Here is a 23,665-nt window from a genome sequence, read left to right on the forward strand (position 1 = left end):
CAGTTATACCAACAGGTCGAGCAGTTGGCCGGTCGTTTCCTTGACGCTTTTCATGACGGCGACATTGGCGGCCACCGCGACTTCGGCCTGCTTCTGTGCAACCATGGCCTCGGCCACGTCGCCAACGTCAGTCGTGGCGCTTTGGGCGACCTTTACGGCTGAGCGGTCGAACATCTGCATGGCGTTTGTAACGCCTGCGGTGGCGGAACTTAAAGCGTTCATGGTAAGCACCTGTACTGGTCGGTATTTGCGCCCCCGACCTGTGGATAATGCGCCAGTCTGCTTAACGGGGTGCTGAGAGGCGCGGTTAACGGTCAGTGACAGGCGATCTACTGCGCTATAGTCGGCGAAGTGACGGAAGCCGTTTTCTCGATTACGTAATCGGTATCGTGTCGCTTCACGCGTCTGAGAACTTCCCCGCTATCGGCGGGCTGCTCGATGGGCCGATGTCGTAACCGGTGCGGATGATTTCGTATTGGCGTTGAATAGCTTCATCCAACTCGGATTGCAGCGACTGATAGTGATCGATCACACCGTAGGCCGTCCACGGCGACGCATTGAAGCCGTGCTCAAAGTGGTTGTAATAAACCACCCTGCGGCCGATCAGCGCCACAACCCACATCGTGCCGTAACCATCCAGCCGCCATTCCTCTGGCGGCACGCAGATCGCGTCCCAGAACCGGCGCAGAGAGCCGTTCATGCGGTCGCGACCGTCATTGATATGGTCCCAAAGCCTGTCTTCGGGGAGGGCGGTCACTGGTCTCAGAACAACACGTGCGGGTTCATGATGCGCTTCGGATCGAGCGCCTGGCGGACCGCCTGCATGGCGGCGACCGCGACCGGGTCCTTGTACTGCAAGGCTTCCTGCGTCTTCATGCGGCCAAGGCCGTGTTCCGCCGAGATCGAGCCTTCATAGGCGTGCGCCAGGTCGTGGACGACCTTTGAGCCGGCATCGCGCATGGCGTTGAATTCGGCGGGGTCCATGCCTTCCGGCAGAATGACATTGAAGTGGACATTGCCGTCGCCGACGTGGCCGAACGCCACCAGGCGGGCGCCCGGCAGGAATGCCTGGATCGCCTTGTCGCCTTCTTCCATGTACTCAGCCATGCGCGACAAAGGCACCGACACGTCGTGCTTCCACGCCGCGCCTTCGGCTTTTTCGGCGGCGGAGTGGTCTTCGCGCAGGCGCCAGAATTCGGCGGCCTGGGTTTCGTTCTGAGCGATGGCGGCGTCGAGAACCAGCTCTTCCTCGAAGGCGGCTTCCAGCAGGCGTTCCATCGACGCGGACGCGCCTTCCGGATCGCCCGATGCGACTTCGATCAGGGCGTACCACGGATATTCGGCGCTCAAGGGTTCACGCGTATCGGGGATGTGCTTGAGGACCAGCGACAGGCCGTAGCGGCCCATCAGCTCGAACGCCTCGACCGTGCCGCCGGTTTCCTGCTTGGCGCGGACCAGCAGGTCGATCGCCTTTTGCGAGGACTCAAAACCGACGATCGCCACGCTGCGCGAATTCATGATCGGGAACAGCTTCAGCGACGCCGCGGTGATGATGCCCAGCGTGCCTTCGGCGCCGATGAACATCTGCTTGAGGTCATAGCCGGTATTGTCCTTGCGCAGGCGCTTCAGACCATTGAAGATTTCCCCGGTGGGCAGGACGACTTCGAGGCCCGAGACCAGGTCGCGCGTCACGCCATAGCGCAGCACGGCCGTGCCGCCGGCATTGGTCGAGATGACGCCACCGACCGTGGCCGTGCCTTCGGCCGCGAGCGACAGCGGGAAGTAGCGGTTGGCGCCCTCGGCAATCTGTTGCGCTTCCAGCAGGGTCAGGCCGCTTTCCAGCACCATGGTGTCGTCGGTCGGGGCCACGTCACGGATAGCCTTCATGCGCTCAAGCGAGATCAGGATTTCGCCGAACGGAATCTGGCCGCCGACCAGGCCGGTATTGCCGCCCTGGGGCGTGACGGCGACATTGTTTTCGTAACAGATCTTGACGACCTTGGAGACTTCTTCCGTCGACTTCGGCAGGACGAGGAGAGGGGTGTGGCCTTTCCATTTGCCGCGCCATTCGGTCAGCTTGGGATCGAGGCGTCCAGCGTCCTGGCTCCAGCCGGCATCGCCCACGACGGCCTTGATCTGCGCAATGACGTCTTCGGCGACGGCAGGCGTTTCGGCAAAGGCGGTGACGGTGGACATCCGGGGGCTCTCCATTAACAGTGACGTCGCGTTAAATCAGCGAGTCGTCCTTTGCAAGCCACAAAACCTAATGAAGGCGCTCAGCGCCGGTATCCCATACCCTGCGTCGGTGTCGTGTGCTGGCGCGGCGACGAAGTGCTGCTGATCAAGCGGGGCAGGGCGCCGCGCCTGGGCGAATGGTCGATTCCCGGCGGCAAGGTCGAACTGGGTGAATCGCTGGAGACGGCAGCCATGCGTGAGCTTCTGGAAGAGACCGGTGTGACGGCGGAAATGGCCGGACTTGTCGAAGTCTACGAAATCATTGAGCCCAAATACCATTATGTGTTGATCGACTATGCCGCGCATTGGGTTTCGGGCGAGCCACGCGCCGGCGACGATGCTGACGACGCTTGCTTCGTCCCCATCGACGACGCCCTGGTACAGGTAACACGCGATGATATCATTGATGTTTTGCGCAAATCGCAGACCATAATTCGCCGAACACGCGATATTCCGTGACGGCAATTTTCGGCCGGACGAGTGGTTCATTCTGCAACAGAATTCGTGTCCTGCCTCGTGTCACGCAAATTTTTACAACAATTTAGATTCTCGTCTTGATGGATTTTTTATTTTGTGGTTAAAGTTTCGTTAACGGTAACTATATATGCAAACCTTTGCGTAACCTTACCGTTCGGGGTTAATTTTGCGACTAATGGCCTCGGCCGGCGTTTCGGAATTGGCGTCCGCAAAAGAGAGAAGGAGGGCAACAGCAAGTTGTACCTCCGGGTTTTAGTGAGTCATTAGTTTTCAGGAGTACAGTCATGAAGAAGTTCGTTATCACGGTCGCCGCTCTGCTTTCCGTCATGGGCATGGCCACTGCCACCAGCCAGGCCCTCGCCAAGCCGCCGGCTGAATGCCAAATTGGTGGTTGCTAAGCTACCAAGGTGGAAACGGGTAAGACGCATCCGCTCTTACCCGTCTTTTATCTCCGGAAATCCGGAAATCCCGACGCGGTTTAAGCCAATCCTAATGTCTTTGTGATTAAAAACGCCCCTGATGGTGTCAGGAGGCGACATGAGTCGCTCATGTAAAGACGGTGGTTGGGTGACGGGCTTGCGCGGTTTTATACTGCCGTTGGCAGTGGCATTGTGCGCGGTACAGGCCGCGCCGGCTATGGCAGGCACCGTCCCGCCAGTGAAGGCCGCCGTTGATCCTGACTATGCACGCAGCCTGAACGACATCCGTACGCAGGTTGGGGCCCTGCCCCTGGTCTACAGCGAAAACGAAATCGAAAGTTATGGCGACCAAGCCATCCGGCTGTCGGGCGACGAACGCGTCTACGCCCTTTGGCGCATTCTTCATGCCTATAAGAGCGACCAGAACGAAGCCCGGATGCAGGCTTGGCACAACCGCATCCTGACCCTGGCGCAAAGCGAGCGTGACAGCCGCCTGGATTTGCTGGCGCGGTTCATGTACCAGGCCTATCAGGATGAGGTTGGTGGCTACACGCTGCTGAGCAATGCCGACTGGCGGGCTTATCAGTCGGCGTCCAGTGTCGCCCTGCAGAACATTGTCATGCTCGAGCGCGAGCGGATGTTTCAGTACCAGGGGAACTGGGCTGAGGCCATCGACGTCGGTGATGCGCTGGTTGTGCGGCTCCAGGGCGAGGGCGACAAGGCCCAGGGGCTGATGATGGCGGCGCACCAGGCGCTGGCCTACAACATGCTGAAGGTCGGGGACAATACCGCCTACGCCTCCCATATGCTGACGGCGGTGCGGCTGGCCCAGCGTAATGCCTTCTACCGCCAGAAGATGGACCTGGTTTACGATCTGTCCTACTTTGCCGCGCGGGACAATAATGCCGTCCTGGCATCGTCGCTGCAAAAACTCTATGCCGCCGAGGTGGCGAAACACGATATCAGCGATCTGAAACCGTGGAGCCAGCAGTTATGCGCCGTCGTCGAGGACACGGCGGGGCACTATCGTGCCGTCATCGATTGCCTGAGTGGCACTGCCGTCGCACGTGGCCAGGTCGTCACCGGCCATGACGCCGCGCAACTGAGACTTCTGACCAATGCCTACGCCCGTGAAGGGCGCGTTGCACAGGCCCGTCAGGCGCTGGCGCGCCTCAACGCCTTGCCGCCCACCGTGCGTCCGGCCGATCCCTTGTTCACCAGGTATGTCGAAGCCTATCTGAAGGCCGCCGAAGGGCAGTCCGACGCAGCCTTCCAGGACCTTGGCGATCTGATTACGCCAATGAATGTCCGGGCCGATCAGCGCCGCATCGCCGCCATTCAGGACATGTACCGCACGCTGCGCAAGCAGCTCGACAGCAAGACCGCTGAAAGCCGCCTGCTCAACAAGCAGGTCGAGATGCAGAACATCATGCTGGGCCTGGCGGTCGCCATCGGCCTGCTGCTGATGTCGCTGGCCGCGATCAGCGTCGTCTGGGTCCTGCGCATGCGCCGCATGCAGTGGCAGCTCAAGGACGCCCACGAACACGCCCAGGCCGCCAATGCCGCCAAGTCGCGCTTCCTGGCGGTGATGAGCCACGAACTGCGGACGCCGCTCAACGGCGTGCTGGGCATGGCCCAGGCCTTGCGCAAGGGCAAGCTCAGCGAGCAGCAGCACGACCAGGTCGATATCCTGATCGAGTCCGGCGAGACCCTGATGGTCCTGCTCAACGACGTTCTCGACATGTCGCGCATCGAAGCCGGCAAGGTCGAACTGGCGCCGACAGCGGCCTCGATGAAGGACATGATTGAACGCGTCATCAACACCTATGTCCCGACGATCGAGGATAAGCCGGTGGCGCTGCGTTATGATATCGACGACAGCGTCCAGGGCCCGATGATGTTCGACGTGCTGCGCGTCTATCAGTGTCTGTCGAACCTGGTGTCCAACGCCACGAAATTCACCGAACGCGGCACGATCCGCGTCGTCGCTTCGGCTACACCTTATGAGGATCGTCCGGGACATCTGGTCCGCGTCGAGGTCCGCGACACCGGCATCGGCATGAGCCGCGCCACGGTCGACAAGCTGTTCGAAGCCTACGCCCAGGCGGATGCGGGCACGGCGCGCAAATATGGCGGTTCGGGTCTTGGCCTGAGCATCAGCCGCCGCCTGACCGAGCTGATGCAGGGCACGCTCAGCGTCACCAGCGAGGAGGGCGTGGGCTCAGTCTTCGTCATGACCTTCCATGCCGGTGAGGTCGTCCAGGCCCAGGGACGGGTCCCTGAGCCCGAGGAAGAAGCCGATACCGCGCATGCCCGCGGCTACCGCATCCTGCTGGTCGACGACCATCCAGTCAACCGCAAGGTCGCGCGCCTGTTCCTGGAACCGTTCGGCTTCGAGATCACGGAGGCGGTCGATGGCCAGGAGGCGCTGGACGCCCACATGGAAACCTTCGACCTGGTGCTGATGGACATCAACATGCCGCGCCTGGGCGGGATCGACGCGACGCGCCTGTTCCGCGAAACCGAAGCCGCCGGCCATCACGTGCCGATCGTCGCGCTGACGGCCGACGCCATGCCGGAACAGATCGAGGCGTGTCTGGCGGCCGGCATGGACGCGCATATCTCCAAGCCGATCATCATGGACAGGCTGATCGACACAGTGACGTCGTTGCTGCACATCAATACCGATCAGGGGACTGCGGCGGCTCCGATGGCCAAGACGGCGTAAGACTTGACAGGCTTAAGTCAGCCCAGTTGGTCTATCCCCATGTAATGCAAGCTGGATAGCGCTCTGTCCGTCAGAGACTCGTTACCAATCGTGTAGCCTTCGATAGTTTCGAGATAACCATCCTTATCCCAAAGGACTATCCCAAGCCCGTGTGCGATGGAGCCGACGTGAAAATGGCCACCCTGACGACTATAGGGCACGGGTTGGCACGATAAGCGATCCAGATTCAGGCGCGTATAAAACCCGGCACCGGTATTGATGCGGTCGGTGACCTGGCAGTTTTTGACCTGCTGGCGGAACAGGGCCTCGCTCGCTCCGAAAAGGAGGGCAATCTCGTGCAGGACCTGTGCCTCAAGATCCGTAAGTCCAGGAAACGGGCCTTCGGCAGGCAAATCCGTCAATGGGCCGGTCACCCAACCCTGCCTGTCTGGATAAGAGTTATGCATCTCTGACTGCGGATCTGGACGGTTGATGAGTAAGCCTTGCGGTTATAAGTCAGTGTGCGAGGCCAGGGCAATTTTGTTGTTTCGCAAAGGTGTTCCGTCCTGGAGATGATGCACGCGACGCTTGGCCTTTTCCGTTAGCGGCCTTCGCTGATTCCCGTTATAATCCGGATACGGGTGGACATAAGACCCGTATCCGCATACGGGGGCTAAACAATGATTGTCAGCGTATTCATCGGTATCCTTTTCATCCTGGCGATCTTTATCGTCTTTTCGATCGTCAAGATCGTGCCCCAGGGTTATGAGTTCACCGTCGAGCAGTTCGGGCGCTACATGCGTACGCTCAAGCCCGGCATCAGCTTTCTCACGCCCTTCATCGAAACCATCGGCCGCCGCGTCAACATGATGGAGCGCGTCTTCGACGTGCCGCAGCAGGACGTGATCACCAAGGACAACGTCAATGTCCGCGTCGACGGCATCGTCTTCGTCCAGGTCATGAACGCCGCCGAAGCCGCCTATCGCGTCGACAATCTCGACAACGCCATCACCCAGCTGGCCATGACCAACCTGCGCACCGTCGTAGGTTCGATGGAACTGGACGAAGTGCTGTCGCAGCGCGACTCGATCAATACGCGCCTGCTGACCGTCATCGACCACGCGACCTCGCCGTGGGGCATCAAGGTCAACCGCATCGAGATCAAGGACCTCAAGCCGCCGGCGGATATCACCGACTCGATGGCGCGCCAGATGAAGGCCGAGCGCGAGCGCCGCGCCCTGATCATTGAAGCGGACGGAGAAAAGCAGGCGGCGATCGCCCGCGCCGAAGGCATGAAGCAGGCTGCCGTGCTGGAAGCCGAAGGCCGCCGCGAGGCCGCATTCCGCGACGCCGAGGCGCGCGAACGCTCCGCCCAGGCCGAAGCGACCGCGACCGACCTGGTCTCGCAGGCCATCGCCAAGGGCGACGTCAACGCCATCAACTACTTCGTGGCGCAGAAATATGTCGAGGCGTTTGGCAAATTCGCCGAGTCGAACAACACCAAGACGCTGATCGTTCCGGCCGACCTGTCGTCGCTGGCCGGCGCCATCACCGGCGTTACCGAGCTGATCCAGTCGGCGGGCAGGGATGTGCCGAAATCACCGCCGCCGGCGTCTCCGCCACGCAAGACCAGCGTGCCCACGACCTGACCGGAGAATATACGATGGATATGGTCTCGATCTTCCTGATGGGGCCGATGGGCACCCAGGCTTTCTGGATCTGGCTGACCCTGGGCATCCTGCTGCTGGGCGTCGAGGTCTTTTTGGGGACGCAATGGCTTTTGTGGTCGGCGGCGTCGGCGGGTGTCGTGGCGGTGGTCTGCTTGACCGGCCTGCCATTCGGCATCGTCGCCCAGGTCATTACCTTCGCGAGCCTGAGCCTCGCCATGTCGCTGCTGACGCGCAAGTTCCTGAAGGTTCCCGATGGCGGCCCCGATGTTAATGAGCCGAACGCGCGGCTGATCGGCAAGCAGGCCGAGGTCCTGAGCGGTTTTGAGTTCGTCGCGGGCGGGGAACGCACGGGCCGCGTCAGCTTTGAGGGTGTCGAATGGCCGGCTGTTCTGACCAACGATCCGGCGGGCACCAAGATTGGCGCGACCGACAAGGTCGTGATTTCCCACGCCCACGAAGGCCGGTTGTTTGTGACGCCGGTGGTGTGAGAGCGCTTTTCTCCTCCCTATGCGTAGCATGGGGAGGTCGGGTGAGCGTAGCCGGGATATAGTCCCGGCAAGCGCAAGGAGGGGCGCGAAGCGGCGGTGCAGCGGTGGAGGGGTAAAGCGCCGGAAGTTTGACTGGCACTGGTGTGTGCGATTTTGCCTGAGATATACCCCTCCGTCGCGGACTACGCCGCGCCGCCTCCCCACCGCTTCGCGCCAGGGAGGAGAAGGGGCGCAATTTCCGTTACGTAAGCACGGTTTCCGCGCGCAGATTTCATTTGCGAAGGGGGTGAATCGCGCGCCATATGTCCTCAAAACAAGAGGAAGCCTGCCATGCCCGATAGCCAAACCACCCTGCGCCCCGGCATGTCCGAAGCCGAATGGAAGCTGCGTTGCGACCTGGCGGCGCTTTACCGGGCGGTGGCGCTCTATGGCTGGGACGACCTGATCTTCACCCATATTTCGTCGCGTGTGCCGGCGAAGGACTCTTTGATCAAGCAGGCAGACGGCGGGTTTGCACCGTCCGAAACCGACCATTTCCTGATCAATCCGTATGGTGTCTTCTTCGCCGAGATCACGGCCTCAAGCCTGGTCAAGATCGATGTCGACGGCCGCGTGGTCGATGGCTCGGGCGGCATGGTCAATCCGGCGGGCTTCACGATCCACAGCGCCATTCACGGTGCAATCAAAGACGCGCACTGCGTCATCCACCTGCATACCGACGCCATGACGGGCGTGTCGGCACAGCGCGAAGGCTTGTTGCCGCTGACGCAGAATGCGCTGCTGATCCGGCCGCAACTGGCCTATCACGACTATGAAGGCGTGGCGCTGGAACTGGATGAGCGCGAACGGCTGGTGGCGGATATCGGCACGAATCGCTTCCTGATGCTGCGCAACCACGGGGCGCTGGCCTGGGGCGGCACGGCGGGTGAGGCGTTCACCGCCATCTATTTCCTGGAACAGGCCTGCCGCCAGCAAATTGCCGCCTTGAGTGCCGGACGCGATTTGGTGCTTGAGGTCGGGCAAGAGGTGCAGGACAAGGTCGCGCCATTGGCCGCGGGTGTCGGCTTTGTCGGCGTGCTGGTCTGGCCGGGGCTAGTGCGGCGGCTGGACCGCGAAATGCCTGGCTACGCGGTTTAGGGGTGCACGGGCTCGGCGAGGAGATCGCTTTTCAGCGCCGACACCTTGCAGCATGGAGTTTCACATGGCGGACTATATGGCAGCAGTCGCCCGCTCGGCTTTCCTCATGCCGGATGGTGCAGAGCAGACGTATCTGATTATCCAGCCCGAGCATGATGGCGTACATCTGGTGGTTTACGCAGATAATGTGTTCAATGGCGATAGCTGGCACGACAGCGCAGCCGACGCTCAAACCCGTGCCGCCGAAGACTATGGCATCTTCTTGTCAGATTGGTGTGGGCTGCCAACCGCGCAAACCTGTGATGAAGCTCTCGCGGTTATCAGATCCATGGACAACCTGTGAAACCCTATTGCGCCGCCGACGTACTCTCATTTCCCGCCGCAACACTCGCCTTCGGCCTCGACATTAACTCGATATAGGCGATCAGGTTGCGGCGGTCGGTGTCGTCCTGCACACCCGGATAGCCCATCTTGGTACCCTTGACGGTGGCTTGCGGCGCCTTGATGAAGGTGTCCAAAGCCTCATAATCCCACATAACGCCGTGCTTTTGCATGGCTTCCGAATAGGGATAGCCCGCCGAGGTCCCGGCCTTGCGGCCAATCACGCCGAACAGGTGTGGACCGGTCAGGTTCATGCCGTCGGGCGTGATGGTGTGGCAGGCGCGGCACTTGTTGAACTGCTTTTCACCGGCCGCGAGATCGGCGGTGTTGTACGGCGCCGGAAACGTCTTCTGGATCTCGGCTTTTTCGGCATCGGTGTAGACGATGGGTTCGGCCAGGGCGATGTCGGTGCCGCCGTCGTTGTCGGCGCCGCGCGGCCCGCAGGCGGCGAGTACCAGAACCGGCAGGAAACAAGTGGCTTTCCAGAGTTTCAGCATGATAGGCCCCTGATGTGAATGTGCCATGTTTAGGCCAGGCGAAGATGTTTGACGACGGCTAAATTGCCGCAGCTACAGCAAGGATGGTTGAGGCGATTCAAATTCCAGCAGCCATTTCTTGAGCGGCAATCCACCACCATAGCCGGTCAGGCTGCCGTTCTTGCCGATGACGCGGTGGCACGGAATGACCAGCGAGACCGGGTTCTTGCCATTGGCCGCACCGACCGCGCGCATGGCGTTGATATCGCCAACGGTGATCGCCAATTGCTGATAGGAAATCGTTTCGCCATAAGGGATATCGAGCAGGGCTCGCCAGACCTTCTGCTGGAACGGCGTGCCCGCCGGTCTCACCGGCACATCAAAGGTCTTGCGCGCCCCGGCAAAGTACTCGCCGATCTGAGTTTCGGCCTCGCGCAACCGTTCGGGCGCCAGCGTTGCTACGCCCGGCAGGCCCAGCTTGGGCTTCAGGCTATCTTCGTTCAGGAAGTAGAACTCGACCAGCGCGCCGTCACGGTCGGCGGTGAGGGCGGCCTGGCCCAAGGGCGTATCGATATGGGCGTAATAGAGGTCCATGCAGATAGTCTGTGCCCTGAGTCGCCGGAAAGCGGCAGCAGGTGCTATATTGTCATAGGCAAGCAAAGGACGGCCGTGTGAGCAATCTCATCCTACCTGGATATATGGCGAAGCAAGGCTGGCCGGCACTCGTTGGAGAGGACCGCGAGGCCGATGTGGCGCGGCTGGAAGAGCGATATGATGTGATTTTGCCTGATGATTTCCGCAATTACCTGCTGACATTGTGTCCCGTCGAAGACCAGTTGGATGATGACCTCGGCACTTGGTGGGGGCTGAATTCGATTACCAATATTTCCGAAGGGTATGAGCACCAGGTTATCCTCGCGGGGGTGAACGGCCGGGCGCCGCAATATCTGCTCTTCATGGACTTTAGTTTCTGGTCCTGGGCCTGGGCCATCGCCTGCACCGACGATCACAACCGGGGCAAGGTCGCGCTTGTCGGCGGTCTTCCCGATCGGTTCGTCGCCGCGTCCTTTACCGAGTTTGCGGAACGCTACGTCGTGGACTGGGCGTCGGTCTGCTGAGCCCCCGTTGCCTGGAAACGGCAACAGGCTCACGAGTCGAACGCTGAAATGATCGGGCAGGGGCCATCGGAATGCGCGCAGTCGTGAGCCAGCCTTTGCAGCGCTGCCCTGGCCGCCTGCAACTCCGCGATCTTCGTATCCAGCGCCTTGATACGCGCACCTGCCAGGGCCTGTGCGCGCGGCCGGTCATGGCTGGCGTCCAGCGCCATCAATTCGCCGATTTCCTCAAGCGTAAAACCAGAGGCTTGCGCCTGGCGGATAAAGCGCAGGCGACGCAGGTCGTCCGGCCCATATCGCCGCATTCCGCCCGACAGGTCGTTGCCGCCGTGGCGTTCGGGCGTCGCAAGCAAGCCGCGCCGCTGATAGTAGCGCACGGTCTCGACCCCCACGCCGCCTTCGCGGGCCAGGGCGCCGATCGTCATATTGTGATCCACAGGCTTGACTCCGTACCATGGTACGGACCCCATATAGGGAGCAACCGAAGGATTGCACCCATGACCAACCCCGCAAAAACCGCTGAAATCTATCGCATGGTGATGGCCACCCACACCTGTCCCTATGGCCTCAAGGCCCTGCATCTGCTGAAATCCAAAGGCTTTACCGTCCAGGACCACTGGCTGACGACGCGCGAAGAGACCGACGCATTCAAGGCCAAACACGACGTAAAAACCACTCCACAGGTTTTTATAGATGACCAGCGCATCGGCGGATTTGATGACTTGCGTCGCCATTTCGGCCAAGGCGTGGCTGACCCGAAGGCGCCCAGCTATACGCCGGTGCTGGCGGTCTTCGCCGGCACGGCGCTGATGGCCATGGCCGTCAGCTACCCGCTGAGCGGAGCCCCTCTAACGCTCCATGCCGCAGAGCTATTCATCGCCTTCAGCATGGTGGTTCTGGCCGTCCTGAAGCTGCAGAACGTCGAAAAGTTCTCGACCATGTTCCTGAATTACGACCTGCTGGCCAAACGCTGGGTACCCTACGGCTACATTTATCCGTTCGCGGAACTGGGTGCGGGTGTGCTGATGATCGCGGGTGTGCTGAACATCGTGTCCATACCGGTGGCGCTGGTGATCGGCGGGATCGGCGCGGTTTCCGTCTATAAGGCTGTCTATATCGACAGGCGTGACCTGAAGTGCGCCTGCGTCGGTGGCGACAGCAATGTCCCGCTGGGCTTCGTATCGCTGACCGAGAACCTTATGATGGTCGCCATGGCGGCGTGGATGCTGGTCCGTCACGGCGTCTGAGCGGGCCAATGGTCGATTGCCTACGTGTGAATATCGGGAAGAGATACCGAGACCGCCGACAAACTGAAGCTTTCTGAACACAATTACGTGTTTAGCGGCCTACTGTTACCGCTACCCTGGCGTGCAATCACGCAATCGTTTGCGGCGTTCATTCAGCGTTAACCAGCAAGGATCACCGTGTTCTCCCAAATCTGGGACTGGGAGGACAAATCATGGACAGGTGGCGTAGCGTTCGGGGGGCGGGCATCGTGATGGCAGCGGTATTGGCGATAGCCAGTCCGGTCCAGGCAGACGGTGCACGGGAAATCCAGGTTGCGGGGCGAACCCTGACCTTCCTCGACGGCGGCCCCACCGGCAAGGTCGTCTTTGCCATCGTCTATGACGCGTCCAAACCGGCCTCGGTCGCCGAAAAGGATGAGATCATGGCCGCGCTCGGCTCAGGTATGGCGGCAGGCGGTGCGACCGTGGCCGGCAAGCCCGTCGAAGCCGGGGCCATCGGCTCAGCCGGCGATGTCGGGGCATTTTACCTGACGCGCGGCGTCAACTACGCGGCGGCCGGCGCTGTCGCCAAGAGCAAGAAGACCCTGAGCATCAGCTCGGACATGGCGTGCGTCAAATCCGGCGCCTGCGTCATGGGCGTGGCCGCCACGCCCAAGGTCGAAATCGTCGTCAACTCGGCCACGGCCGCCGCTATCGGCGCCAAGTTCAAGGCCGCCTTCAAAATGATGATCAAGGAAATCTGAGCATGAAAGCCCGGACATTATCAACGGTCGCCGGCGCAGCTCTGCTGGCAACCCTGGCCGCGTCTGCCGCCCACGCCCAATCGATCGACTACGGCTCGCTGGAGCAGCTGTTTGGCGAGCCCGTCACTACCTCGGCGACCGGATCGCCGCAACGTTCGACCGAAGTGCCGGTCGACATGACGATCATCTCGGCCGAGGACATCAAGCGATCGGGCGCTACCGACATGCCGACGCTTTTGTCGCGCGTCGCCGGTGTCGACATCCTGCCGTTCTCGGCCGGCGCCTCCGAAGTCAGCGTGCGCGGCTATAACCAGTCGCGCTCCCCGCGCATGCTGGTGCTGATCAATGGCCGCCAGGTCTATCTCGACCACTTCGGCTATACGGATTGGTATACCCTGCCGGTCGCATTGGGTGAAATCCGCCAGATCGAGCTGGTGCGCGGCCCCAACAGCGCGCTGTTCGGCTTCAACGCCGTGTCGGGCGTGATCAACATTATCACCTATAACCCCAAGTTCGACGACGTTGACGCGGCCTCGGTATCGGGGGGCTCGCTGAGCTATGGCGCAGCCAATATCATCAGCACCTTCCGCATCGGCCCGGTCAGCACGCGCCTGTCGCTGGCCTCCGAAAGCCAGGACGAGTGGCTGAACACCAATTCGGCCATCACGGCGGCGCAACTGCGCGACCCGCAGTCGGTGCGCGCCGGCATCGATACCTCTGTGGCTCTGGGGGAGAAGACCGACCTGCGCGTCGAAGGCTCTTACACCAATTCGAGCCTGACGGAGATGCTGTCGGGCTATTCTTATGTGGCCAGCCGCGTGAAGTCGAAGTCGATCAAGGCCACGCTGAACTCGGACACGCCATACGGCAATATCCAGGCCCAGGGCTATATCAACAAGCTCGATTCGTCGGCCCTGCCGCTGCACTACTACAACACGATCACGGTCGGCAGTGTCCAGGACCTGTTCAAGATCGGCGCCAACCACACGGTCCGCGTCGCCCTGGAATACCGCGCCAACAAGGTCAACACCACCTCCACCGGCGGCGGTGAGATCGGTTATATCGTCTATGCGCCCTCATTCATGTGGAACTGGGCGGCGGCCTCGAACCTCAGCCTGACGACGGCCGTGCGTTACGACAGCCTGGACCTGCACCGCACAGGCGTTTTCCCGGCGGGCGTGCCCAATGCGAATAACGCCCTGTGGGACAAGACGATCAAGGACTTCAGCTTCAATCTGGGCGCGGTCTATGCCGTCACCGACAAGGACACGCTCAGGCTGACCGCGGCGCGCGGCCTTCAGGCGCCGACCCTGGTCGAGCTGGGATCGCGCCAGGTCCTGCCGACGACGCCGGCGCCCACGGGCCTGGCCAATCTCGGCAATCCGAACCTGAAGCCGGCCATCGTCACCAACTACGAAGCGACCTACGACCGCGCCCTACCGCAATGGCGGGCGCGCGCGGCGATCAAGCTGTTCCTGCAGCACACCGACGACGTCAAGAGCGGCACGTCGCGCAGGCAGATCGACATCCCGGCCACGTCCACCACCTGGGGCGTCTTCTCCTACGTCAATATGGGCGAGTCCGACATGGTCGGCGCCGAGGTCTCGGCGTCGGGCCGCTTCGGCGAAGGCTTCCGCTGGAGCGCCGACACCACCCATGTCGACATCGAGGACACGCCGCTGCCCGGTTACGATCCGGTCGTGCGCCTGGTCGCCTATGGCAAGACAGCCCCGCAATGGCGCAGCAACCTGTCCCTGGGCTGGAGCGACGGCATCTGGTCGGCCGACGGCTATCTCCACAGCGTCAGCCGCTTCAATTCGTACATCACGACGGGTCTTGAGCCCGTGCCCGCCTATACCAGCTTCGGCGGGCGTGTGGCGTGGAAGAACGACAAGGGGCTTGAACTGTCGCTCAACGGCCAGAACCTGCTCGAAGACCGTCAGATGCAGGCCAAGGCCGCCAGCGGGCTCCTGGCCCAGCGCCGGGTGATCGTCCAGATCGGCAAGTCCTGGTAGGTAGAGGGCTGGAGCGATCTGCCAAAAAGTGTGCAGCGGTTTTTGGCATAATATCGCGACAAAGCAAAAACCACCCGAGGTTGGAGGGCCGCACGTCAGCACCCAGGTGCGTGCGACGTGCGGTCAGCCGCCGGGATAATCGGGCGGAAAATACTGATTTGCGCAGGTTTTATTTTTGATGCCGCCGCCCGCGCGATGAACTTATCGCGCCGCTGGTAAGGTTGTGCCGGTTCTCCGCCGCTTCCCTCTCCTCCTGTACGTAAGCCCTCCGTGTCATCCGCCATCGTTTTCGGCATCGTCGCCGCCATAGCCTACGGCACGGCGAACTGCGTTGCCCGCTTTTCCGGCAAGTCGCTGGGCGTTCTGGCGACCCTGCTGTGGAGCCAGCTTTTCCTGCTGGTCTGCGCCTCGGTGGTCTTTGCCGTCATCGGCCGGCTGCCGGACGCGCAGGTGTCGGAATGGGCGGTGCTGGCCGGGTCTAACCTGATGATCGTGCTGGGCACGGCCTGTCTCTATGGCGGCCTGGCCAAGGGGCGGTTGTCGGTCGTCGCGCCGGTCATGGCCAGCTATGGCGCCGTCACGGCGGTCCTGTCGCTGGCGACCGGTGAACGTGCCTCAGTGATGATGATGGCGGGACTGGCCCTGACGATAGGCGGCGCCATCCTGTCGGCCCTGCCGTCCAAATCGTCCCAGTCCGGCGCCAAGGCCAGGACATCCGGCATAGCGTTCGCCCTCGGCTCGGCGCTCTGTTTCGGCGTCGGCTACTGGCTGCAGGGCAACCACGTCATTCCCGCCTTCGGGCCAATGGCGACCCTGTGGCTCTTCTACGTCACGTCAACGATGCTGTTCGGCGCTGCCGCCCTGGTCCGGCGCACGCCGCTGCTGACCTTTGATGGTCCGAAGGATATCGGCCAGCTGCTCGCCACGGCAGCTTTAAGCGGCGGGGGCTTTGCCGCCATGATGGTGGCCCAGAGCGGCGGCGACGTGGCGGTTGCGACGGCGCTCAGCTCGGCCGCCACCGCGATTACGGTCGTCCTCGCCTTCGCCTTCCTGAAGGACAAGCCCGGCTGGAAAGGCTGGCTTGGCGTCGCCGCCGTGGTGGCGGGCGTGGTGACCTTGCAGGCCAGCGGCTGAACCACATCCGGCGACCAAACAGCTCGCAAACGGTTGCACTGCGGTCGTTAGCGTCAGATGCACTGTGATCCCTTATTTTTTCTAAGTTTGGTGCACGCCCGGTCTACCAAAGCCGGAAGAATCACCTGCCGATGGGAACATATGTAACCAGTAGGCGGAGTTCGTGTGTCCCAGGTTTTTTATGTCGATTTCAGTGCCGACAACAGCGTTCGCATGACCATCGCCGCCCCCCGGCAACGTCCGCCGGCCCCCTATGTATGCATCTGCAAAAACCGCGAGGAACTGGACGGGGAAATCGGGACCTTCCTGGCCGCCAGCGGTAATCCCCAACTGATGGGCGCGGCGCTGTCGGTGTGCGGCTGGGAAAAGGACGGGGTGTTCGAAATGCCGAACCATTCCTACAGCATCGACCGCGACTGGATACGCGCCCGCCTGAACGTTAGCCGCGTCCATCTGGTCAACGACATCGTCGCGGCCGCCCTGTCCATCGACCTGCTGAAGGCGTCCGAACGGGTTCCCATCTACGCCGCCGAAGGTGATCCCAACCACCCCAGGGCCATGGTGGGGCTGGGCCGTAGCTTAGGCACCACGACCCTGACGGCCGATGAATTCGGCGCGGCCATGGCGACGCCGTCGGCCGGCGGGCACTGCGACCTGGCGGCGACGACCGAGCGCGAATTCGCGGTGGTGCGCTATCTGTTGCGCCAGTTTGGTCGGGCGTCGCGCGTCCGCGCCCTGTCGAGCCAGGGGCTGGTCAATGTCTATGACGCCCTGACCGACCTGGCGGGCGAGGCCGTATCGTCGCCCAAGCCGCAGGACGTCGTCGCCCGCGCGCGTGACGGCGAGGCGCGCGCCCGGGAAACGGTCGCGCTGGTGCTGGGCTGGCTGGCGGCGACGGCGTCTGACACGGTGCTGGCGGTCGGCGCACGGGGCGGGGTGTACCTGGCGGGGTCGTTCTTTACCCTGATGGGCGACCTGTTCGACGTGGACGCCTTTGCCGCGCGCTTTACCGACAAGGGCCGCCTGAGCGACATGCTGTCGGCCGTGCCGGTCTTCCTGGTAGCCGCCGCCGAACCGGAAATGATCGGGCTGAGCACGCTGTTTATGGATCGCTAATCCACCGCACGACGCCCGCCGTATACCGAAGCCATGAAGCGGCATAAGGCGGAGCAATGACCAAGGGTGTTCTGCGCGTGGTGCTAGGCGACCAGTTGTCGACCCGGCTGGCGGTCATCGCCGAGGCCGACAAGGCCGCCGACACCATCCTGATGGCCGAGGTGATGACGGAGGCCAGCTACGTCCGCCACCACGTCAAAAAGATCGCCTTCCTGTTTTCGGCCATGCGCCACTACGCCGAGGCCCTGCGCCAGGCGGGGTTTCGCGTCCGCTATGTCACGCTCGACGATCCCGACAACAGCCACAGCCTGGAGGGCGAAATCCTGCGCGCGGTCGCCGATCTTTCGCCCGCCCGCGTGGTGGTGACCGAGCCCGGCGAATGGCGGCTTCTTGAGGGGTTCGAAGCGCTGAAACTGGCGCTGGCGGTGCCGTTCGACATCCTGCCCGATACGCGCTTCCTATGCGACCACGCCGACTTCAACGCCTGGGCGGAAGGCCGCCGCGAACTGCGCATGGAGTTTTTCTACCGCGAGATGCGCCGCCACCACGCCATCCTCATGGAGCAAGACGGCAAACCGACCGGCGGCCGCTGGAATTTCGATACGGAAAACCGCAAGCCGCCGCCCAAGGACATGCACGCCCCCGCACGGATCAGCTTTCGCAAGGACGCCATTACGCGCGAAGTGCTCGACCTTGTGGCGAGACGCTTTCCCGATGGGTTCGGCCGGCTTGAGCCCTTCCATTTCGCCGTGACGCGCAAACAGGCGCGGCGCGAGCTTGACCACTTCATCGCCCACATCCTGCCGCGCTTTGGCGACCATCAGGACGCCATGATGACGGATGAGCCCTATCTCAACCACTCGCTGCTGTCGGCCTATATCAATGCCGGGCTGCTCTATCCGCTTGAGGTCTGCCAGGCCGCCGAAGCCGCCTTTCGTAAAGGGACTGCGCCGCTCAACGCTGTTGAGGGCTTTATCCGCCAGATCCTTGGCTGGCGCGAATATATCCGCGGCGTCTACTGGCGCTTCATGCCGGACTATATCGAACGCAATGCCCTGGACGCTCATGAGAGGCTGCCGTGGTTCTACTGGTCGGGCGAGACGCGCATGACCTGCATGACACAGGCGATCAAGCACACGATCGACCACGCCTACTCGCACCATATCCAGCGCCTGATGGTGACGGGCAATTTCGCGCTGCTGGCCGGCATCGATCCCAAGGCAGTGCACGAATGGTACCTGGCCGTTTATGCCGACGCCTATGAATGGGTCGAAGCGCCCAATACGCTCGGCATGGCGCTGCACGCCGACGGCGGCCTGCTCGGCTCCAAGCCCTATGCGGCCAGCGGCAAATATATCAAACGCATGAGTAATTTCTGCCAGGGCTGCGCCTACGATCCGGAGATCAGCGTGGGCGAGGGCGCCTGTCCGTTCAATGCGCTCTACTGGGATTTTGTGGCGCGCCACCGCGACCGCTTTGGCCGCAATCCGCGCATGGGCTATGTCTATGCCAACTGGGACCGGATGGACGACGACAAGCAGACGGGCTTACGCGGCCAGGCGGCGCGGCATTTGGAGGCGATGCGGAAGGGTGAGTTGTGAGGCGGGCGGTGATGGACTAAACCCGCACTCGAAGGAGCTAGACCATGGACACTCTGACCGTCGTTGCGGGAGATACGCGCATTGTGCAATGGCCGGTCTCCGGCCCCAGGATCGAAACGGCGGCGCAAGCCAACGATCTTATCGGCGAAGCGTGGGCTCATGACGCGTCGTGGGTGGCTGTGCCTGTGGACGGCTTCGCGCCTGAGGTCTTCCAACTGAAGACCCGTATCCTGGGGGAGATCACCCAGAAGTTCGTCAACTACCGGCTGGGCCTGGCGATTGTCGGCGATATCCCGGAGGCGTTGCTCCTGAGCCAGGCTTTGCAGGACTATATCCGCGAAGCCAATCAGGGCGCGAATATCTGGTTTGTTGCGTCGTTTGAGGATTTGACGGCACGGTTGGAAGGAAGAGTTTAATGTGCGTCGTATGTAAGAAGTTTCGAAAAAATCTCGCAAATTTCGACGGGCGTAAAACTGAAATGCTCAGCGATATCTCCGGCGCGCGATGATGAAGGGGCAGGGGAATGAGGACGGCGCCTGCGCCGCTTTGCAGGGCACGGGGCGCTCGGCGCTAAGGGCAAAACGGTGTCAGAAGCCAAGCGGGTCACAAGGTGTGGCAGAGCGCCGCAAGCCGTTTCCGGTCGCGGGTGCTGGCACCATATCAGGGCTCTTCAAGGAGCCCTGATATGTTTCTCAATATCCTGATTGGCCTGTCGCTGCTGGCGGTGGTTGCCACCTTCGTGGTGGGCATGGTCGCGTTTTCGCGCAATGGCGAAGCCGCCGGCAAGGCGCTGAACCGGGCAATGGCGTGGCGCGTCAAGACCCAGTTCGTCGCGATTGCCATCCTGGCCCTGAGCCTGTGGGCGAAGTCCGCCGGGGCCTGAGCACCCTGCCGGCACGACATCCTTACATTGCAAGGCCGGTCAGGCGGCGCAACCTTTCAGCCGTCCGGGTTATGATCGGTCTTCCCCCAAGGAGATACATCATGGAACCCCAGGACGACGAGGGTCTGTTCGCGCAGACCGGCCAGGACAACCAGCAGCAGGACGGCGCGCTGTCCGATGAAAATGGACAGGTCCCCACCAACGAACAGACGATAGACGAGACCGACGACGATCTCGATATTCCGGCAGAAGACGGCATAGCCGAGGATGACGACCTCGAAGAGGATGAGGACGAAAGCGCCGCGACGGGCGGCGACACGGCTATCCCGGCCGCGACGATCTGACACCGCGCGCTATCGTTGATAGCTTTGGCTCCCGCAGGTTCGCCTGCGGGAGTTCGTCTGTGTGGATGTCACAGCCAGCGCTTATGCCGGAAATAGACGTAGGGCAGGACGGCGAACAAAAGCATCAGCACAATCGCCATCGGATAGCCGTACTGCCAAGTCAGTTCGGGCATATGGGCGAAGTTCATGCCGTAGAACCCCGCCACAAGCGTCGGCGGCAGGAAGATCAGCGCTACCACCGAGAAGATTTTCGCGATCAGGTTCTGTTCGACATTGATCATGCCCAGCGTGCTCTCCAGCTGGAAATTGATCTTGTCGTTCAGGAACGCCGACTGGTCGGCCAGCGACCTGGCGTCCTTGATCAGCCGGCCCGCATCGTGGCAGATGGCGGCATTGTCCGGGCTGTGGTCTTCGCGGAAATAGGTCAGCAGCCTTATCAGGCTGTGCGTGCTTTCGTTGATCTTGGAATTGAGGTCGGCGACGAAGCCAAGTTCCTTCAGCACACCGCCCATGATCAGCGACGGATTGCCTTTGCGGCCGTCGAACGCGTGGTCGGCGAAGATGCGCCGCGACAGGCCGTCCAGCGTCTGCATGACGTGGGCATGGTCGGCGGCGACGCGCAGGATGACTTCTTCAAGCAGGCCTTCCAGGACATCGGCGCTGGTGCGGAACCGCTTGCCGTTGAGCAGCAGGTCCTGCTGGAAGCTGAGGAAGGGTTCCGGATCGATGTCGCGGATGGTGATCAGGAAGTCCGGCGTCAGGATGAAGGTGATGGTCGATGTCTGCGGCTGGCCGCCGGCTTTTTCGCTTTCGGCGCCGACGGTCAGCGCCGCGGTCATGTAGGAGGTGCCGTCGCGCGTATACATGCGGTTAAGCGCGTGGTTGCGCCAGATCTCCTCACGGCTGGGCAGGGCCAGGTTGAGCGTCTGGGGCAGGAGGCGCAATTCGTCGTCGGTCGGGCTGAGCAGGTCGATCCACACCGGCTCGTCCGGTACGTTATGCGTCGGGTCGAGCTGGATTTCGGCGATATTGCCGGCGCCTGTTGTATGGAAGACCGTGATCATGCCGCGCCCCCGGAACCCTGTTTTCCGGAAGTGTAGGAAGGCCGTGTGACCAAAGCTTTAAGGCACACAAATGTTATTAGATTTTCGTTCACTCAATCCATAGTACGTTTGCAACGGGCCGCTGGCGTTTTTCTGCGGCCAGTCAGGGATTCCACGCATGACCAAGCCGAATACGGGCCAGATCGACGACGTGACCAAGGAAAAACAACGCTTTCCCACGCATATGGAGGCCATGGAGCGTCTTGTCAGCGTCGTTCAGGCGCTGTCCCAGGCGCGCGACGTTGCCACCATAACGCGAATCACCCGCGATGCCGCGCGTGAGCTGACCGGCGCCGACGGGGCGACCTTCGTGCTCAGGGACGGCGACCAGTGCTATTATGCCGACGAGAATGCGATCGCGCCGCTGTGGAAGGGCAAGCGCTTCCCGATGGAGATGTGCGTCTCGGGCTGGGTGATGAACAACGCCCAGGCCGCCGTCATCGAAGACATCTATGACGACCCGCGCGTGCCGGCCGAGGCCTATCGCCCGACCTTTGTCAAATCGCTGGCCATGGTGCCGATCCGCACCGAAGCGCCCGTCGGCGCCATCGGCAATTACTGGGCGACCAACTACCGCCCGACCGATGAGCAGTTGCGTGTGCTCCAGGCCCTGGCCAATACGACCTCGGTGGCGCTGGAAAATGTCCGGTTGATCGAGGAGCTGCGCCAGAAGGTCGGGATGCTGGAGACGCAGAGCGCGCGCATCCAGCAGCAGCATGAATCGCTTGAGGTCTTCACCCACGCCCTGGCCCACGACCTGAAGGAGCCGGTGCGCACGGTGCGCGCTTTTTCCCAACTGATCGCCGAGGGCGATGTCGGCGAGAGCGGGCCGCTCTATTTCGACTTTATCCGCAAGGCCGCCGACCGGATGGGGATGCTGGTCGAGACCGTCTATTCCTATACGCGGCTGCACGACCCGTCGCGCGCCGTCAAATCAGCCATCGACGCCGGTGATTCCCTAAGCGGCGCCGAGGACAGCCTGCGCCAGCTGATCCAGGCGTCGGGTGCGACGATCAAGGCCACCAGGCTGCCGACGGTCGACGCCAATGCGGCGCAACTGCTCCAGGTCTTCCAGAACCTGATCGCCAACGCCATCAAGCATGCAGGCGGCCCGGCGCATATCCGCATCGACGCCCAGGACGACGGCGCGCACTGGCATTTCACCGTCGCCGACAATGGTCCTGGGATCGCCGAGAGCGACCTGCAACGCATTTTCCAGCCGTTCAAGCGCCTGAGGCTCAATGAGGAGGGCGCGGGGCTGGGACTGGCCATCTGCGCCAAGATCGTCGCCATGCACGGCGGCCGCATCTGGTGCGAAAGCCGCGAAGGGCAGGGGGCGGAGTTCCACTTTACCCTGCCCAAGGCGACCGAAGCGGCGCGTGTCGTAGAGGCGCGTGGCGCTAAGGATGTCCCTGTCGGCAAGCCCCTCGGCCTGGCGCATGTGCTGCTGGTCGACGACCGCGAAGCCGATATCGAACTGACGCGCATCCTGCTGCGCGACCGCGACAAGGCCGAGTTCGACCTGACCGTGGCGCGGTCGGGCCGCGAGGCGCTGGAGACCCTGCGCAAGGCGCGGGTGAGCGGTGAGCGCTTCGACCTGATCCTGCTCGATATCAACATGCCCGGCATGGACGGTTTCGAGACGCTTGAGGCGCTGCGCCGTGAGGGCGACTTCGCCGATATGACGGTGGTGATGTGCACTGGCTCGACCCAGGACACCGACCAGGAACAGGCGCGCAAGCTTGGGGCCGTGGGCTATATGGTCAAGCCGGCGTCGCTGGCGCAACTCAGGCCGATGCTGGATGCGGTGCCGGCCTTGCGCTGGCACGACCAGGGCCCGGCGGCGCGGTTGCTCAGGGTGGCGTGATATTCTGCCTCCCCAAATCTATTGGATTTGGTGCGGCAGAAAAAAGTCCTTACGCGCTTCTTACACCCCAACGCGCAATCGTGACTGTATCCTCATGGCGGATCGCGTTACGCGGTGGTAACACCGCCGGTGAGAGGGCCCGCCATGCACCACGACGCCAACAGCTTCAGGGCCTGTATCGAACTGTGCTGGCAATGCCGCGATACCTGCCAGGCAACCCTTTATAATCATTGCCTTCCGATGGGCGGGCGGCACACAGCACCGGCCCACGTCCGCATCATGGCCGACTGCATCGAGATGTGCCAGACCTGCGCCGACTTCATGACGCGCGGCTCTGAGCTGCATATGGCGACGTGCCTGGCCTGCGCCGATGTCTGCGACGCCTGCGCCATCTCCTGCGAAACCGTCGGCGGTCCGGAAATGCTGGCCTGCGCGGAGATCTGCCAGCGCTGCGGCCACGTATGCCGTGAGATGAGCCACGCGCACACAGCCGCGCACGCCTGAAAG

26 protein-coding genes are annotated in these 23,665 nt (G+C 62.2%); 18 read left to right on the forward strand and 8 right to left on the reverse strand.

Annotated features, from left to right (window positions below; genetic code table 11):
* Positions 1-3: 3 nt before the first annotated feature.
* The 3 genes from AC1DON_RS06535 to AC1DON_RS06545 form a co-directional block, all read right to left on the reverse strand.
* On the reverse strand, positions 4-222 hold the full coding sequence (locus AC1DON_RS06535) for a flagellar hook protein FlgE (RefSeq protein WP_476933961.1): 219 nt from the start codon (positions 220-222) through the stop codon (positions 4-6).
* 175 nt (positions 223-397) lie between these two features.
* A complete protein-coding gene (locus tag AC1DON_RS06540; protein ID WP_476933962.1) occupies positions 398-757 on the reverse strand; it encodes a hypothetical protein in 360 nt (119 codons plus the stop codon).
* A 5-nt stretch (positions 758-762) separates the two neighbouring features.
* Positions 763-2,196 (reverse strand): FAD-binding oxidoreductase, encoded by a 1,434-nt coding sequence (locus AC1DON_RS06545; RefSeq protein ID WP_476933963.1) that lies wholly within the window; start codon positions 2,194-2,196, stop codon positions 763-765.
* Positions 2,197-2,247: 51 nt separating this feature from the next.
* Between AC1DON_RS06545 and AC1DON_RS06550 the strand changes: the two genes are divergently transcribed.
* Together AC1DON_RS06550 and AC1DON_RS06555 are read left to right on the forward strand one after the other, a co-directional pair.
* Positions 2,248-2,694: an NUDIX hydrolase gene (locus AC1DON_RS06550; protein ID WP_476933964.1), complete on the forward strand. Its 447-nt coding sequence runs from the start codon at positions 2,248-2,250 to the stop codon at positions 2,692-2,694.
* Between the two features lie 555 nt (positions 2,695-3,249).
* On the forward strand, positions 3,250-5,859 hold the full coding sequence (locus AC1DON_RS06555; protein WP_476933965.1) for an ATP-binding protein: 2,610 nt from the start codon (positions 3,250-3,252) through the stop codon (positions 5,857-5,859).
* A 17-nt stretch (positions 5,860-5,876) separates the two neighbouring features.
* Here AC1DON_RS06555 and AC1DON_RS06560 read toward each other — a convergent pair whose 3' ends face one another.
* Positions 5,877-6,272: a hypothetical protein gene (locus AC1DON_RS06560; protein WP_476933966.1), complete on the reverse strand. Its 396-nt coding sequence runs from the start codon at positions 6,270-6,272 to the stop codon at positions 5,877-5,879.
* Positions 6,273-6,518: 246 nt separating this feature from the next.
* Between AC1DON_RS06560 and AC1DON_RS06565 the strand changes: the two genes are divergently transcribed.
* From AC1DON_RS06565 to AC1DON_RS06580, 4 genes are all read left to right on the forward strand, one after another.
* A complete protein-coding gene (locus tag AC1DON_RS06565; protein ID WP_476933967.1) occupies positions 6,519-7,487 on the forward strand; it encodes an SPFH domain-containing protein in 969 nt (322 codons plus the stop codon).
* A gap of 14 nt (positions 7,488-7,501) precedes the next feature.
* On the forward strand, positions 7,502-7,996 hold the full coding sequence (locus AC1DON_RS06570; protein ID WP_476933968.1) for an NfeD family protein: 495 nt from the start codon (positions 7,502-7,504) through the stop codon (positions 7,994-7,996).
* Positions 7,997-8,326: 330 nt separating this feature from the next.
* The gene (locus tag AC1DON_RS06575) at positions 8,327-9,133 is read left to right on the forward strand and encodes a class II aldolase/adducin family protein (protein WP_476933969.1); all 807 of its coding nucleotides are present in this window, start codon (positions 8,327-8,329) and stop codon (positions 9,131-9,133) included.
* A gap of 64 nt (positions 9,134-9,197) precedes the next feature.
* Entirely contained in the window at positions 9,198-9,476 is a 279-nt protein-coding gene (locus tag AC1DON_RS06580) for a hypothetical protein (RefSeq protein ID WP_476933970.1), read from the forward strand.
* Positions 9,477-9,480: 4 nt separating this feature from the next.
* Here the strand turns inward: AC1DON_RS06580 and AC1DON_RS06585 are convergent, their stop codons facing one another.
* Complete coding sequence (locus AC1DON_RS06585; protein ID WP_476933971.1) at positions 9,481-10,011, reverse strand: c-type cytochrome; 531 nt, start codon at positions 10,009-10,011, stop codon at positions 9,481-9,483.
* Positions 10,012-10,083: 72 nt separating this feature from the next.
* Positions 10,084-10,584, reverse strand: a complete 501-nt coding sequence (locus AC1DON_RS06590; RefSeq protein ID WP_476933972.1) for a methylated-DNA--[protein]-cysteine S-methyltransferase — start codon at positions 10,582-10,584, stop codon at positions 10,084-10,086.
* 77 nt (positions 10,585-10,661) lie between these two features.
* Here AC1DON_RS06590 and AC1DON_RS06595 point away from each other — a divergent pair, with 77 nt between their 5' ends.
* Complete coding sequence (locus AC1DON_RS06595) at positions 10,662-11,108, forward strand: SMI1/KNR4 family protein (protein WP_476933973.1); 447 nt, start codon at positions 10,662-10,664, stop codon at positions 11,106-11,108.
* A 29-nt stretch (positions 11,109-11,137) separates the two neighbouring features.
* Here AC1DON_RS06595 and AC1DON_RS06600 read toward each other — a convergent pair whose 3' ends face one another.
* Positions 11,138-11,530 (reverse strand): MerR family transcriptional regulator, encoded by a 393-nt coding sequence (locus AC1DON_RS06600; protein ID WP_476933974.1) that lies wholly within the window; start codon positions 11,528-11,530, stop codon positions 11,138-11,140.
* Between the two features lie 72 nt (positions 11,531-11,602).
* Between AC1DON_RS06600 and AC1DON_RS06605 the strand changes: the two genes are divergently transcribed.
* The 9 genes from AC1DON_RS06605 (at position 11,603) to AC1DON_RS06645 (ending at position 20,188) form a co-directional block, all read left to right on the forward strand.
* The gene (locus tag AC1DON_RS06605) at positions 11,603-12,352 is read left to right on the forward strand and encodes a glutaredoxin family protein (protein WP_476933975.1); all 750 of its coding nucleotides are present in this window, start codon (positions 11,603-11,605) and stop codon (positions 12,350-12,352) included.
* A gap of 212 nt (positions 12,353-12,564) precedes the next feature.
* Positions 12,565-13,095 (forward strand): hypothetical protein, encoded by a 531-nt coding sequence (locus tag AC1DON_RS06610; protein WP_476933976.1) that lies wholly within the window; start codon positions 12,565-12,567, stop codon positions 13,093-13,095.
* Between the two features lie 2 nt (positions 13,096-13,097).
* Complete coding sequence (locus AC1DON_RS06615) at positions 13,098-15,110, forward strand: TonB-dependent receptor plug domain-containing protein (RefSeq protein WP_476933977.1); 2,013 nt, start codon at positions 13,098-13,100, stop codon at positions 15,108-15,110.
* A gap of 270 nt (positions 15,111-15,380) precedes the next feature.
* Entirely contained in the window at positions 15,381-16,244 is an 864-nt protein-coding gene (locus AC1DON_RS06620) for an EamA family transporter (protein WP_476933978.1), read from the forward strand.
* Positions 16,245-16,409: 165 nt separating this feature from the next.
* Entirely contained in the window at positions 16,410-17,360 is a 951-nt protein-coding gene (locus AC1DON_RS06625; RefSeq protein WP_476933979.1) for a glucokinase, read from the forward strand.
* Between the two features lie 56 nt (positions 17,361-17,416).
* Positions 17,417-18,961 (forward strand): cryptochrome/photolyase family protein, encoded by a 1,545-nt coding sequence (locus AC1DON_RS06630; protein ID WP_476933980.1) that lies wholly within the window; start codon positions 17,417-17,419, stop codon positions 18,959-18,961.
* A 44-nt stretch (positions 18,962-19,005) separates the two neighbouring features.
* A complete protein-coding gene (locus tag AC1DON_RS06635) occupies positions 19,006-19,377 on the forward strand; it encodes a DUF4180 domain-containing protein (protein WP_476933981.1) in 372 nt (123 codons plus the stop codon).
* Positions 19,378-19,646: 269 nt separating this feature from the next.
* Positions 19,647-19,844 carry an HIG1 domain-containing protein gene (locus AC1DON_RS06640; protein ID WP_476933982.1) on the forward strand — a complete coding sequence of 66 codons (198 nt, stop codon included), beginning with the start codon at positions 19,647-19,649 and terminating at the stop codon, positions 19,842-19,844.
* 101 nt (positions 19,845-19,945) lie between these two features.
* Positions 19,946-20,188: a hypothetical protein gene (locus tag AC1DON_RS06645; protein ID WP_476933983.1), complete on the forward strand. Its 243-nt coding sequence runs from the start codon at positions 19,946-19,948 to the stop codon at positions 20,186-20,188.
* 68 nt (positions 20,189-20,256) lie between these two features.
* Here the strand turns inward: AC1DON_RS06645 and AC1DON_RS06650 are convergent, their stop codons facing one another.
* Positions 20,257-21,252 (reverse strand): magnesium transporter CorA family protein, encoded by a 996-nt coding sequence (locus AC1DON_RS06650; protein ID WP_476933984.1) that lies wholly within the window; start codon positions 21,250-21,252, stop codon positions 20,257-20,259.
* Between the two features lie 157 nt (positions 21,253-21,409).
* Between AC1DON_RS06650 and AC1DON_RS06655 the strand changes: the two genes are divergently transcribed.
* Positions 21,410-23,158: an ATP-binding protein gene (locus AC1DON_RS06655; protein WP_476933985.1), complete on the forward strand. Its 1,749-nt coding sequence runs from the start codon at positions 21,410-21,412 to the stop codon at positions 23,156-23,158.
* A gap of 144 nt (positions 23,159-23,302) precedes the next feature.
* Positions 23,303-23,662, forward strand: a complete 360-nt coding sequence (locus AC1DON_RS06660; RefSeq protein ID WP_476933986.1) for a four-helix bundle copper-binding protein — start codon at positions 23,303-23,305, stop codon at positions 23,660-23,662.
* Positions 23,663-23,665: the final 3 nt, after the last annotated feature.

This window comes from Asticcacaulis sp. P4_H10 (assembly GCF_056400965.1).